Origin of the sequence: Streptomyces sp. NPDC057307 (assembly GCF_042667665.1) — a bacterium.
Classification (GTDB): domain Bacteria; phylum Actinomycetota; class Actinomycetes; order Streptomycetales; family Streptomycetaceae; genus Streptomyces.
The window spans coordinates 21,644-35,362 of sequence record NZ_JBHUZM010000080.1 but is presented as its reverse complement, the minus strand read 5'-3'; the positions used below and the strand labels follow the sequence as shown (position 1 = coordinate 35,362).

Genomic DNA, 13,719 nt, shown 5'->3' with positions numbered 1-13,719 from the left:
CCCTGTCGGACCAACCGGTCCGACAGGGCCTGACGTGCGGGCGGAGCGGCGGCGCCGAACGTCCGTGAATCTCGTTGTCGAAGGTCCCGCCGGATGAGGTAGAAGAGCGGTATGGATGCCGCCGTACTTGAACAGATGCTGGACGAGACCTTCGATCACGCCCTCGTGCACCACGGATACACCAACTACATGCGCGACTACGAGGTCATCGTCCTCGCGACGGCGGATCCCCGCACCGGCATCGAGCCGTCCCACCTGCGCTACCTCTTCCGGTACTGCGTCGAGGCCCACTGCGAGACGTCAGTGCCGGCGGAAACCTGGCGGGTCTCCTTGGACGACCGGCTCATCGACCACGAGACCGGTGTCGATCTCGACGGATACGTATGGGGAGTCAAGTGGCACTGCCTGTACCCGGGAGCCAGGCTTCTCCCCGAGTCGGACTCGACCCGCCGCTGGTCGAAGGCCCTCGGGATCGACTTCCACGAGGTGCGCATCGAGACCAACGCGCACAACCTGACTCTGCTCTTCTCCGCCCTTCAGGTGAGCGAAGTGCCCGTTGGATACGCGCCGTTCGTCGTGGAGTAATCCGCCCGATCTCTCCGACCGGCCTCGTCGTCCGCCCAGCCCCGCCCCGGACATCGCCGGACCCCACCGCTGGACCGGCCGGCCCCCAACTCGTCCCCGAGAAAGACGGAAAGGCGGCATCGGATTACTCCGATACCGCCTGCGACTCGCGTGAAAGCAAGTCGGGACGACAGGATTTGAACCTGCGACCCCTTGACCCCCAGTCAAGTGCGCTACCAAGCTGCGCCACGTCCCGGTGCCCGTCTGACCTGGGGTTTCCCCCGGCTGAACGCGCATAAGAACAATACCGCACTCCGACCGGTGGTCACGAACCGCTTTTTCCGTTCTGCGACCTCGGACGGGCGCTTGACCTCAAGTTAAGTTGAGGTAGCACGGTGGTGCGTATGACGACATCGACACGGACAACCACAGCGCCGTACACCTACCGGGACCTCGACCGGCTGCTGTCGCTGATGACCGGCGACGAGAAGCACGGGGCGGCCGCGACCTCCACCCTCGACGCCATCTGGGTGCTCTACGACCGGGTCCTGAACGTATCCCCCGCGACCGCCGACGACCCCGCGCGCGACCGTTTCCTGCTGTCGAAGGGGCACGGGCCGATGGCGTACTACGCCGTCCTCGCCGCCCGGGGCTTCTTCCCCGAGTCGCTGCTGGCCGGCTTCGGCTCGTACGACTCGCCGCTCGGCCATCACCCCGACCGGCTGCTCGTGCCGGGGGCCGAGATCGGCAGCGGGTCGCTCGGGCACGGGCTGCCGCTCGCCGTCGGGAGCGCGCTCGGGCTGCGGGCGCAGGGCCGTACCGGCTCCAAGGTCTGGGTCCTCATCGGGGACGGCGAGCTGGACGAGGGCAGCAACCACGAGGCCATCGCCTACGCGGGCCCCGCCGGTCTCGAACAGCTGCACACGCTCGTCATCGACAACTCGTCGGCCACGCACGGCTGGCCGGGCGGGATCGCCTCCCGGTTCACGGCGGCGGGCTGGTCGGCCGTGACCGTCGACGGGCGGGACCACGAGGCGCTGTACGAGGCGTTCACCGCGCCCCATCCCGGTCGGGCCAGGGCCGTCGTCGCCCGCGTCGAACCCCGGCCCTGACCGCCGGCGAGCCGGAACCGATCCCAGACCCACCCGGACCACTCAGACCCACTCGGAGGTTCTCTGATGGACACCATGCGTGAACGCTTCGCCTCGACCACGTCCCGGCTGCTGGACGAGGACCCGCGCCTCGCCGTCGTACTCGCCGTGATCGGCCACGACGGCTTCCACGAGGCGGAACGCCGTCATCCGCACCGGGTGATCGACGTGGGGATCCGCGAACAACTCCTCGTCGGCGCGGGCGGCGGCATCGCCCTGACCGGCATGCGGCCGATCGTGCACACCTTCGCGAGCTTCCTCGTGGAGCGCCCCTTCGAGCAGGTGAAGCTCGACTTCGGCCACCAGGGCGTGGGCGGGGTGCTGGTGAGCGCCGGGGGGTCGTACGACTGGCCCTCCGGTGGCTTCACCCATATGTCGCCGGGCGATGTGGCACTCCTCGACACGCTCGACGGCTGGACCGTGCATGTGCCGGGGCACCCCGACGAGGCCGAGGTCCTGCTGCGGCAGGCCGCGAAGGGCGACGACCGGGTGTACGTACGGCTCTCGACGCAGACCAACGCGCGGGCGCTGCCGGTCACCGGGGCAGGCTTCCTGACCGTGCGTGAGGGGAACCACGGCGTGGTGGTCGCCGTCGGGCCGATGCTGGACAACGTCCTCGCGGCGACGGAAGGACTCGACACGACGGTGCTGTACGCGACGACCGTACGGCCCTTCGACGGTGCCGCGCTGCGCCGGGCCGTCGGGGACACGGGCGCCGCGGAGGCGGTGATCGTGGAGCCGTACCTCGCCGGGACGTCGACGGCGGCGGCCGGTGAGGCACTGGCGGACGTACCGCACCGCGTACTCGGGCTGGGTGTGGGCCGGCGCGAACTGCGCAAGTACGGGGAGATGGACGAACATCTCACGGCGCACGGCCTGGACCCCCGGTCGCTCCGGGCACGCGTCTCCGCCTTCCTGACGCGGACTTTTTAACGGCCGTCGGACACATACGGCCCACCACGTCAGAAAACGACCGATCGGACGAGGCGGCTCCGCTACCCCCAACTCCCATACCACAGTGGACGCTTCCGACCCATTGACCCCCCGGAAGCAGGGAACCTACGCTGTGCGGCGTACTTAAGAAAGCGCTTTCTTCCCATTCGTAGCCGCCACCTGCACCGGGAGCGCCCGTGAGTAGCCGTCCACCAGACCGATCCCCCATGCGCACCGGCCGACCGCGAGGGGCGCTGACGCCCTTCACCGTCGTCCTGGCACTGCTCGCTCTCGTGCTCGGACTCGGGGTCGCCTCGCCCCCTCCCGCGGCCGCCGCGCCGTTCCGTGTCCTGGTCTTCTCCAAGGTCACCAACTTCGAGCACGAGTCGATCCCGGCCGGGATCGAGGGAATCAAGAAGCTCGGTGAGGAGAACGGCTTCGAGGTCGAGGCGTCCGACGACGCGAGCGTCTTCAGCGACGCGAATCTCGCGCGCTTCCAGGCGATCGTCTTCAACAACACCAACTCCACGCCGGAGTCCGGCGATCTGCTCGACGCTCCCCAGCGCGCCGCCCTGCAGAAGTTCATCCGCGCGGGCGGCGGCTGGGTGGGACTGCACGCCGCGTCCGCGAGCGAGCGTGACTGGGACTGGTACGAGGGGCTGACGGGGGCCATCTTCGACAAGCACCCCGCCATCCAGACCGGCCGCGTCAAGGTGCTCGACCAGGCGCACCCCTCCACCAAGGGCCTTCCGGAGCTCTGGGAGCGTTCGGAGGAGTGGTACAACTGGCGCACCAACCCCACGGGCAAGGTGCACACGCTCGCGCAGATCAAGGTGAACGACGGCATCACCGGGCTCGACGAAGGCGTCGACCACCCGTGGTCCTGGTGCCAGAACTACGACGGTGGACGTTCCTGGTTCACCGCGGGCGGCCATGACGCGTCCGCCTTCTCGGAGGAGCACTTCCGCAAGCACCTGCTCGGCGGCATCCAGTGGGCGGCCGGCAACAAGCCGGGCGACTGCTCCGCCACCAAGACCGGGTCCTTCAAGCGGACGCAGCTGGCGACCGACCTCTCCGACCCGTACGAGCTGGCCGTGACCCCCGACAACCGGGTGATCTACATCCAGCGCACCGGAAAGCTCCAGGTCCTCGACCAGTCGACCTCGCAGACCACCACCGCGCTGGACTTCGAGTACAGCCTCAAGATGACGGAGCAGTCCGACGGGCTCATCGGGCTGACGCTCGATCCGGATTTCGCGACGAACAACTGGCTCTATCTCCTGCACTCCGACAAGGAGAAGAAACAGCTGAACCTCTCGCGCTACACACTGACGGGCAGCACCGTCGACCCGGCGTCCGAGAAGCTCCTGCTGGAGATCCCGACCGACCGCGACGAGCAGCGCGCCAACGTGCACATGGCGGGCTCGCTCACCTTCGACAAGAACGGCGATCTGTACGTCGCGACCGGCGACAACACCGACCCGTTCGTGTCGGACAACTTCACGCCGATCGACGAGCGTGCGGGCCGGCATGTCTTCGACGCGCAGCGCAGTGCCGGAAACACCAACGACCTGCGCGGCAAGGTCCTGCGGATCACCCCGGAGGACGACGGGACGTACTCCGTCCCGGAGGGCAACCTCTTCGCGCCCGGCACGGCGAAGACCCGTCCCGAGGTGTACGCGATGGGGCTGCGCAACCCGTTCCGTATCACCACGGACCCGAAGGACGGGGCGCTGCTGATCGGTGACTACGGACCCGACTCGCGGGCGGCCGACCCGAACCGCGGCCCCGAGGGCACGGTCGAGTTCAACCGGGTCCCGAAGGCGGCGAACCTCGGCTGGCCGTACTGCATCGGCGCCAACACCCCGTTCAACGACTACGACTTCGCGACCAAGGTCTCGGGGGCGAAGTTCGACTGCGCCGAGCCGGTCAACGAATCGCCGAACAACACGGGTCTGCGCGAGCTGCCGCCGGCCACGTCGGCGACCGTCCCGTACCAGTACTCCGGCTCGCCCCTCTTCCCCGAGGTCGGCGGCGGCGGTGCGCCGATGAGCGGTCCCGTCTACGACTACGACCCCGACAACCCGTCGCCCACGAAGTTCCCCGAGTACTTCGACTCGAAGTGGTTCAACTACGAGCTGGGCCAGAACTGGTTCAAGACGTTCTCGATCCAGCGGAAGGACCAGTCGTTCAGCGACCCGCGCTTCCCGCCGGCCAAGGCGGGGGACATCCAGTCGATCAACAAGATCTTCACGGACATGAAGTGGAACCAGCTCTTCGAGGCCCAGTTCGGCCCGGACGGTTCCCTGTACGTGATCGACTTCGGCGTCGGCTCGGGTGCGGGACGTACGGGTGTGAACAACCCGGGCACCGGCATCTACCGCGTCGACTACATCGGTGACGGCGAGCTGCCCACCGCCAAGATCACCGCCACGTCCGACACCGGGCCGGGTCCGCGCAGCGTGAAGTTCTCCAGTGCCGGTTCCGGCTTGTCGGGGGGCAAGCCGGTCACGTACGCCTGGGACTTCGACGGCGACGGCACGGTCGACTCCACGAAGGCCAACCCCACTCATATCTACACCGACAACGGTGTCTTCACCGCGCGGCTGACGGTCACCGGACCGGACAAGCTCTCGGCGCAGGCCGCGCGGGAGATCACCGTGGGCAACTCGCGGCCCGTGCTGACGATCCAACGGGCCCCGGACGGCGGCATGTTCAGCCTCGGCGACACCGTTCCCTTCACGGTCAAGGTCACCGACCGCGAGGACGGCAAGGGTGCGGAGATCGACTGCGAGCGCGTCACCGTCGAAGGGCGGCTGGGGCACGCGACCACGCTGCACCCGGCGCAGTCCAAGCAGGGCTGCGTGGGTGAGTTCACCGTCCCGACGACGGACGAGCACGCGAACCAGGACCTCTTCTACCGGGTCACCGCGAGCTACAAGGACGACGGCGGCGACGACCCGGCTGTTCCCGCGCTGACGGGGACCGCCACGTCGAATCTCAAAGCCTCCTACCGCGAGGGCGAGTTCTTCAGTGAGACCGGCGGCGAGAACGGCGGCGTCACCGTGGGCGCCCGGCCCGAGGCGTCCGGCGGCAAGCGCGTCATCGAGATCGAGCACGGCGACTGGGTCGCGTACGACCCGGTGAATCTCACCGGAGTCCAGTCGGTCACCGTCGGCGGGTCCTCGGGCGGTACGGGTGGCACCGTCGAGTTCCGCAACGGCTCGCCCACCGGACCGCTGATGGGCTCGGTGACGATTCCCCACACCGGCGCCTGGACGAACTTCGTCTCACCGACGACTCAACTCAGGCCGGTCGGGGGCACGGTGAAGATGTACGCCGTGTTCAGCAACCCGGACTGGAAGCCGGACGGGCAGGACGTGCTCTCCATCGACTGGCTGCACTTCAACGGCCGCGGGGTCGAGAAGAAGCCGGGCACGAGCGTCACCGTCAGCACACCGAAGGCGGAAGGCGCGGCGCCGCTGGCGGCGGAGCTGACCGGCACGGTCAAGCTCGCCGAGGGCCGGACCGTCGCCTCGTACCGCTGGGACTTCGGCGACAACACGAAGCCCACCGGGCAGCAGGGCGCGAGCGCGAGCCACACCTACGCACGGCCGGGCGCGTACACGGCGCATCTCACGGTCACAGACGACAAGGGCGACACGACCACGGGCGCTGTCGAGATCACCGCGAGCTGAGTCCACACACGGAGAAACGACGATCGCACGACTGGTCACCGCGCGGCTGAACACCGCGCGGCTGATCAATACGAGCCGCATTCAAGCGAGTTGAGAGACGAGGTCACGTGAGGGTGAACGGCACACGAAGAGCGTTCCTGGGTACGGCGGCGGCGGGCCTGGCCGCGGTCGGACTGGCGTCGACGGCGGCCACCGCCCAGGCGGCGGAGACCGGCCGGCACCACGACCCGCGCTGCCGGCGGCGGATCCCGCGCGGCGGGATCGGTATGCACCTCTACACGATGCGGTCCGTCCTGGAGACGGACTTCGAGGGGACGCTGGAGCAGCTGGCGGACATCGGTTACGCGACGGTCGGCGTCAGCGGGCGGTTCGGCCGCAACGCCACGCAGATCCGCCAGGTGTTGGACAACGTCGGCCTCAAGGCGGTGCTGGAGCACGTCGGTTACGGCATCGTGGCGGGCGCCGGCCTCCAGCAGGCCATCACGGACGTCCACACGCTGGGCGGCGAGTGGGTCGTCGTACCGAGTCTGCCGACCGAGATGCACACCCCCGCGGGCTACCGCGAGGCGGCGGCGGCGATGAACCGGGCGGGGCGCGCGGCGCGGGAGGCGGGCCTCGGCCCGGTGCTCTTCCACAACCACGACGCGGACCACAAGGTCGTCGACGGCGAGGTCCTGTACGACATCCTGCTCAACGAGACGGACCCCGAGTACGTGGGCTTCGAGCTGGACGTCTACTGGGCCGCGAAGGGCGGGGCGGACCCGCGCCGGCTGTTCGTCGAGGAGGGCCCGCGCTTCCCGGCGCTGCACGTCAAGGACATGGCTCCGAACGGCGACTTCGCGGACGTCGGCTCGGGCGTCCTGGACTTCGCGGAGATGTTCGAGACGGCGCACCGGGGCGGCGTACGTCAGTGGCTGGTCGAACACGACTCGCCGAAGGACCCGTTCGCCACGGCGCGCAACAGCTACGGCCATCTGGCGAGGCTGCGTTACTGAGGTAACAGCCCCCGCTCGACACCGCACCCCCCGACGGGCCGCACGGCCGGTCGGGGGGTGCGGTGCTGGTACGGGGTCGGGGTCTCGGTACGGAGGTGGGATCTCAGTACGGGGGTGGGGTCTCGGTACGGGCCGGTCAGAGCGGCGCCGCGAAACAGTGGACCTGGACCGTCTGGTCCGGACCCCAGCGCTGCTCCCTCGTCGCCATCAGGGTCCACCCCTGGCGTTCGTACAGCGCCGCCGCCGCGCGGTCGGTGGTCACGACGTCCAGCACCGGGTGCAGCCCGCGCTCGCGGGCCTCCCGGACCGTCTCGGCCAGCAGCAGCGCGCCGATTCCGTGACCCCGGTCCTTCGGCGAGACGAACAGCCGGCTCACCACCGCCGTCTTCTCCGGGCCCATGCCGGTACGGCCGCTCCAGACGTCGGGCGCGGCGTCGCCGGAGCGGGCGGGGGAAAGGCAGCTGTGCCCGACGATCCGGCCGTCCAGCAGCGCCACCCAGGCGGCCCCTGACTCGGCCGGCGACTCGGCCGGCGATCCGGCCAGCGATCCGGGCGGGGTGAGCCAACCCGCGGGCTCCGGCGGCCAGTTGACGGGATACCCGTCGTTCTCATGGACCTCGGCGAGTACGCGTACGCACGCGTCGAGATCGGACACGTCACGGCGCCTGACGGAGATACGTTCTTCGCTCACCGACGCAGCCAATCACAGCGTCGGCCTGCGGACACCCGGATATCGGGGCGGTCGGACAGCCGGCCGGCCGGGCCGAAGGGCAGCCGGGCCGACAGCGAGCCGCCCTTCCCACCCGTCAGGGTGGAAAGGGCGGCGAGTGTGCGCCACGCGGTCTCACCGGGTGGGCGAGCCCCGGTCGGTACGGGGCACGGTCACCGTGCGACGCGGCGTACATGGGCGGTGGCCGCACTTCGACAGGTCGTGCCGCCACCGCCCGCTCAAGGGACCGGTCCCGCGCTCAGTCCTCCGACGACGCCGCCCCCAGCAGTTCCCTGATGTGCGTCGTCGCCTCGCGGAACTCCGGCCGGGCCAGCGTCTCCACGTAGTCCCGCTCCGGCGGCAGCCCCACGTCGATGATCTCCGTGATCGTGCCGGGTCGCGGACTCATCACCACGACCCGGTTCGCCAGGTAGACCGCCTCCGAGATGGAGTGCGTGACCAGCAGCACGGTCGTGCGGGTCTCCCGCCAGATGCGGTTCAGCTCCATGTTCATCTGCTCGCGCGTCAGCGCGTCCAGCGCGCCGAACGGCTCGTCCATCAGCAGCACCGGCGGCTGGTGCAGCAGCGCCCGGCACAGGGCCACCCGCTGCTGCATCCCGCCGGACAGCTCGTGCGGATAGGCGTCCTCGAAGCCGCCGAGACCGGTCATCTTGATGAGTTCGTCCGCGCGTGCGCGCGCCTCCACGTTCGGCATCCGGCGCATCTCGGCCTGGAGCAGGATGTTGCGCCGGGCGCTGCGCCACTCCAGCAGGGCGGCCCTCTGGAAGACGTAACCGATGTCGGGCCGCGGCCCGTCGACCTGCTCCCCGTGCAGCCGTACGTCACCGGCGGACGCCTTCAGCAGGCCGGCGACCAGCTTGAGCAGGGTCGACTTGCCGCACCCCGAGGGGCCGACGATCGCCACGAACTCGCCCATCGGCACATCGAGCGACACATCCCGCAGGGCGGTGACGTCGCGGTCCTTCGTACGGAACCGGACGGCGACGTCGTTCAGGGAGACGGCCGCCGTGCCGTCGGCACCCGCGCCGCCGCTCGTGCCGCCGTCCTTGCCCAGACTGGTTTTACTGAACTTGCCGGACTTGCTCACGCCACGCTCCCGGAGAGTCGATTCCCTGGGCATCGTCATCCCTTCAGTGCCGAGCTGTCCCAGTAATCCCCCGGCGCCTTCGGGTTCTTGACGAGACCGGCCTCGGCGAAGATGTCGATCGTCGCCTGCCAGTCGGCCTCGGTGTTGAGCCCGGGAGCCTTGCCCTGGGTCGACTCGGTGTGCAGCAGCGTCATCGTCGTCGCGAACTGCTCGGTCAATACGGCCTTCGGCGGCAGTTGCTCGGACGCGCCCTCCATCGCGGCGACCGCCGGCTCCGGCGCCTTCTCGGCCGCGGCCCACGCCTCGCTGACCGCCGTGGCCATGCGCTTCGTGAGTTCGGCGTCCGAGGTGAGGATCTTCTGGCCGGCGATCAGACCGTTGGAGTAGAAGTTGAGCCCGTGCTCGGAGAAGCGCAGATACTCGACGTCCTTCTTGGCCTTGTCCGCCATGGTCGGGCCCTGGTCGCTCGCGTAGCCGAGCAGCGCGTCCGTCTTCCCCGAGATCACCGCGGCGATCTTGCCCGCCGGGTCGGTGTTCTGGATCTTGACGTCGGACAGCTTGAGGTTGTTCTTCTCCAGGAAGATCGGGAACGTCTTGGTGAGCGCGTCACCGGCGGTGCCCGCGACCGTCTTGCCCTTGATGTCGGCGGGCGTCTTGATGTTCTGGTCGGCGAAGAACTGCACGGACGACGGAGTCGTCTGCAGCATCACACCGAGGCTCTTGACGTTGACACCCTGGTCGACGCCGCTGAGCACGGCGGGGGTGTCCGCCCAGCCGAACTCGGTCTGTCCGGCGGCGGTCGCCTGGACGGTCTTCTGGGATCCCTGGCCCGCCCTGATCTCCAGGTCGATGCCGTGCTTCTCGAAGATCTTCTCCTTGACGCCGTAGTAGAACGGCGCGTGTTCGCCGTACGGGTACCAGTTGAGCGTCAGCGTCACCTTGTCCAGCTTCTTGCCGGAGTCGCTGGTGGTGGTCTCGCCGCCGTCCTCGCCGCAGGCGGTGGCGACCAGGAGAAGCGGCACGAGGCCGATCAGGAGTCTGCGGGAGTGCATGGCTGGCCCTTCTCGGAGGAGAGGTCTCATCGGAACTCGAAATCGGAACTCGGACTCGGACTGGCGCTCAGTGCTCAGTGCTCAGTGCTTAGAACTCAGCGCTCGGCACTCAGCACTCAGAACGAGGTCGTGACATTGCTGTCCCGGCGGCTGGCGTGCCAGGGCAGGAGGAGCTTCTCGGCGATCTCGACCAGGACGAACAGGACGACGCCGATCAGTGACATGACGAGCAGGCCCGCGAAGAGCATCGGGGTGTCGAGGTTGCCGTTGGCCTGGAGGATCACATAGCCCAGCCCCTCGTTGGCGCCGACGAACTCGCCCACCACCGCTCCGGTGACCGCGAGCGTCACCGCGACCTTGAGGCCCGAGAACAGATGCGGCAGCGAGGCCGGGAAGCGGATCTTGGCGAAGGTCTGCCACGGCTTCGCGCCCATCGTCGCCGAGAGCTGGAGCATCTCGGGATCGACCGCCTTGAGGCCGGTGACCATCGAGATCACGACCGGGAAGAAGGCGATGAGCACCGCGATCAGGACCTTCGGCGTGATGCCGAAGCCGAGCCAGACGACGAACAGGGGCGCGATGGCGATCTTCGGGACGACCTGGGCGAAGAGCAGGATCGGGTAGAGGGTCTTCTCGACCGTGGACGAGTAGACCATCACGACCGCCGCGAGAACCCCGACGACGACCGCGATGACAAAGCCGAGCAGGGTCTCGTAGGTGGTCACCCACGTGTGTTCCCAGATGTAACTGGTCTTGCCCGTCAGCACATCCAGGGTCGCCCCGGGCGAGGGGACGAGATACGGCTCGACCAACTCGGCGGCGGCGACGGCCCACCACGCGACGAAGCACGCGAGCAGCAGCGCGACGGGCCGCCAGCTGGTCTCGACGGCCTTGCCGAACCGCTCCCCCGCTCCTGGCCTGTTGCGTGTGGCGACTCCCGCGATCTCTTTGGTCGGTCCCGGCATGACGCTCTGGCTCACAGTGAACTCCTCGGAAATCAGGAGCGGTTACGAAGCGCTGTCCGATCCTCTGCTGTACCGGTTGCCGTACTGCCGTACCGGAAGAAGCGCTTTCAGAAAGCGCTTTCTGGTAAGGTGATCGCCACGCTAATGACTGCTTGTCCGAACGGTCAATAGGTCGTCCGGAAGTTTCCGGGCCCGCCAAGGGCCTTGCCGCCACCGCGACTCGGGGGCCGTCTTGAGTGAACGGGAAGCAAGGGCGCACGTGACGCTGGACGTCGTGGCCCGTCACGCGGGGGTCTCCCTGGCGACCGCGTCCAGAGCCCTGAACGGCACCACACGCGTCCGGGACGAACTGCGCGACCGGGTGCGGGCGGCGGCGGATTTGCTCGGTTACATCCCCAACGCGCACGCCCAGGCGCTCGCCAGTTCCTCCAGCAACACGGTGGGGCTGATCTGCCACGACGTGGGCGATCCGTATTTCGCGGCGATCGCCGACGGGGTGATGCGGGCAGCCGCCGAGCAGGACGTTCTGGTCATGCTCGCGAGTACGTTCCGTGAACCGTCGCGGGAGATCGAGTACGTCTCCATCCTCCGTGCCCAGCGCGCCCGCGCCATCCTGCTGATCGGCTCGGGCTTCCAGGACCGCACCTGGGAACGGGCGTTGAGCGCCGAGTTGGACCCGTACATCCGCGCGGGCGGCCGGGTCGCCGTCGTCAGCCGGCACCGCAGCGTGCGCGCCGACGCCGTCCTGCCCGAGAACCGCGAGGGCGCGGCGGCCCTCGCCCGCGCGCTGCTGGCGCTCGGCCACCGGCGGTTCGCCGTCCTGAGCGGGCCGCCCGAACTCACCACCGTCGCCGACCGGTTGGCCGGCTTCCGCGCGGGGCTGGCGGAGGTGGGGATCACGCTCGACCGCGACCACGTCGTCGTGGGCGCCTTCACCCGCGACGGCGGTTACGCGGCCGCCCGCGAACTCCTCACCCGGCCGACCCGCCCCACCTGCGTCTTCGGCGTGACGGACGTGATGGCGGTGGGCGCGCTCGCCGCGTTCCGGGAGGCGGGCATCGACGTGCCCGGCGACATCTCGCTCGCGGGGTTCGACGACATCCCGCTCGTGAGGGAGTTGACGCCCCCGCTCACCACCGTCGCCCTGCCGCTGACCGCCATGGGGCAGCACGCCATCTCGCTGGCGCTGCGTGAACCGCACGGGCAGCGTTCGCGCGTTCTCCGGGTGGGCGGCGAGGTGGTGCTGCGCGCCAGCACGGGGCCGCCGCCGGCCGGGACCTCGGACACGGTGGAGTCGACATGACGGAGGATCTGACCGCCATGAGGATCGACCGCGTCGAGACGTTCGCCGTCGAACTGCCCACCCACCGCTCCTTCGGCGTCGCCGGCGGCTCCGTGGCCGTCGCCGGGATCCCGTCCGTCCGGATCCTGGTCCGGGTCGGAGCGGACGGGATGTACGGGTGGGGCGAGGCGACGCCCATCCCCGCCTGGACGTACGAGACCGCCGAATCGATCGTGACGACGATCGACCGCTATCTCGCACCGGCGGTCATCGGCACGCCCGTCTGGAATCTGGACGCCGTCGACACCGCCTTCGACAAGGCCGTCAACCGGGGATTCACCATCGGCGCGCCCCTCGCCAAGAGCGCCGTGGACGTGGCACTGCACGATCTGCTGGGGCGGGCGGCCGGCGTACCGATCGGGGTGCTGTGGGGCCAACGGCGCACGGAGACGATCGAGTTGGGCTGGATCGTCTCGGGGCAGTCGCCCGCCGAGGTGGGGGACAGCGTCGCCGAGGGCAAGGACGAGGGCTATCGCGCCTTCAAGGTGAAGATCGGTCTGCACGACGAGGACACCGACGCGGCCGTGGTGGCCGCCGTACGCGAACACGCCCCGGACGCGCCGCTCTGGGTCGACGCCAACCAGGCGTACACGGTGCCCGTCGCCCTGCGGATGGCCCGCCGGCTCGACGCGCTCGGGGTCACGGCCTTCGAACAGCCCCTGCCCGCCAACGACATCGCCGGGCTGCGGCGGCTGCGGGACCTCTCGGCCGTGCCGGTGGCGCTCGACGAGAGCCTGCGGCATCCGAGCGATCTGGCGACCTTCGTACGGCTCGGGGCGGTGGACGTCGCCATCGCCAAGGTTCAGCGCAGCGGCGGCCTCACGCTCTCGCGGCGGCTGTGTTCGCTCGCCGAGGACTGCGGGGTCGAGCTGATGGGGTCGGGGCTCACCGAGTCGGACCTGGGCCTGGCCGCCTCGCTGCACCTGTTCGCGGCGTACGGGATCACGACGCCGGTCGATCTCAACGGGCGCCAGTTCATCGGCTCGCCGTACGCGGGCGAGACCGTACGGATCGAGAACGGGACCGCGTGGGTGCCGCGCGGACCGGGCCTGGGGGTGGAGGTGGACGAGTCGGTGGTACGCGAACTGGCCGTCGACGTCCTGGAACGCCGTGCCTGACCGGGTGCAGGGCCGGGTGCAGGGCCGGGTGACGACCGCAGACCGAGGGATCCACGGAGCGAGCGACGACCGCAGAACGAGGAG

11 protein-coding genes and 1 tRNA gene are annotated in these 13,719 nt (G+C 69.4%); 7 read left to right on the top strand and 5 right to left on the bottom strand.

Translation table 11 applies throughout. From position 1 onward, the window contains the following. Positions 1–111 precede the first annotated feature (111 nt). Positions 112–585: a hypothetical protein gene (locus ACFUN8_RS24350; RefSeq protein ID WP_383641345.1), complete on the top strand. Its 474-nt coding sequence runs from the start codon at positions 112–114 to the stop codon at positions 583–585. 161 nt (positions 586–746) lie between these two features. On the opposite strand, the gene ACFUN8_RS24345 is transcribed toward ACFUN8_RS24350, so the two are convergent. Then, positions 747–820: transfer RNA gene (locus tag ACFUN8_RS24345), tRNA-Pro, on the bottom strand. A 148-nt stretch (positions 821–968) separates the two neighbouring features. Here ACFUN8_RS24345 and ACFUN8_RS24340 point away from each other — a divergent pair. The 4 genes from ACFUN8_RS24340 to ACFUN8_RS24325 all read left to right on the top strand — a co-directional run bounded on the left by ACFUN8_RS24340 (position 969) and on the right by ACFUN8_RS24325 (position 7,341). Then, entirely contained in the window at positions 969–1,676 is a 708-nt protein-coding gene (locus ACFUN8_RS24340) for a thiamine pyrophosphate-dependent enzyme (protein WP_383641342.1), read from the top strand. 66 nt (positions 1,677–1,742) lie between these two features. Continuing rightward, on the top strand, positions 1,743–2,648 hold the full coding sequence (locus tag ACFUN8_RS24335; RefSeq protein ID WP_383641339.1) for a transketolase family protein: 906 nt from the start codon (positions 1,743–1,745) through the stop codon (positions 2,646–2,648). Between the two features lie 227 nt (positions 2,649–2,875). Continuing rightward, a complete protein-coding gene (locus ACFUN8_RS24330; protein ID WP_383641336.1) occupies positions 2,876–6,346 on the top strand; it encodes a ThuA domain-containing protein in 3,471 nt (1,156 codons plus the stop codon). A gap of 113 nt (positions 6,347–6,459) precedes the next feature. Next, a complete protein-coding gene (locus ACFUN8_RS24325; protein ID WP_383641333.1) occupies positions 6,460–7,341 on the top strand; it encodes a sugar phosphate isomerase/epimerase family protein in 882 nt (293 codons plus the stop codon). Between the two features lie 136 nt (positions 7,342–7,477). Here ACFUN8_RS24325 and ACFUN8_RS24320 read toward each other — a convergent pair whose 3' ends face one another. The 4 genes from ACFUN8_RS24320 to ACFUN8_RS24305 form a co-directional block, all read right to left on the bottom strand. Beyond that, positions 7,478–8,032 (bottom strand): GNAT family N-acetyltransferase, encoded by a 555-nt coding sequence (locus ACFUN8_RS24320; protein ID WP_383641330.1) that lies wholly within the window; start codon positions 8,030–8,032, stop codon positions 7,478–7,480. A gap of 277 nt (positions 8,033–8,309) precedes the next feature. Beyond that, positions 8,310–9,197: an ABC transporter ATP-binding protein gene (locus ACFUN8_RS24315; RefSeq protein WP_383641327.1), complete on the bottom strand. Its 888-nt coding sequence runs from the start codon at positions 9,195–9,197 to the stop codon at positions 8,310–8,312. Further along, a complete protein-coding gene (locus ACFUN8_RS24310) occupies positions 9,194–10,210 on the bottom strand; it encodes an ABC transporter substrate-binding protein (RefSeq protein ID WP_383641324.1) in 1,017 nt (338 codons plus the stop codon). The genes ACFUN8_RS24315 and ACFUN8_RS24310 overlap by 4 nt, the downstream gene beginning before the upstream one ends. 116 nt (positions 10,211–10,326) lie before the next feature. Continuing rightward, entirely contained in the window at positions 10,327–11,175 is an 849-nt protein-coding gene (locus ACFUN8_RS24305; protein WP_382569529.1) for an ABC transporter permease, read from the bottom strand. Positions 11,176–11,434: 259 nt separating this feature from the next. Here ACFUN8_RS24305 and ACFUN8_RS24300 point away from each other — a divergent pair, with 259 nt between their 5' ends. Together ACFUN8_RS24300 and ACFUN8_RS24295 are read left to right on the top strand one after the other, a co-directional pair. After that, positions 11,435–12,478 (top strand): LacI family DNA-binding transcriptional regulator, encoded by a 1,044-nt coding sequence (locus ACFUN8_RS24300; protein WP_383641321.1) that lies wholly within the window; start codon positions 11,435–11,437, stop codon positions 12,476–12,478. Continuing rightward, complete coding sequence (locus ACFUN8_RS24295) at positions 12,475–13,635, top strand: mandelate racemase/muconate lactonizing enzyme family protein (RefSeq protein WP_383641318.1); 1,161 nt, start codon at positions 12,475–12,477, stop codon at positions 13,633–13,635. The genes ACFUN8_RS24300 and ACFUN8_RS24295 overlap by 4 nt, the downstream gene beginning before the upstream one ends. Positions 13,636–13,719 lie beyond the last annotated feature (84 nt).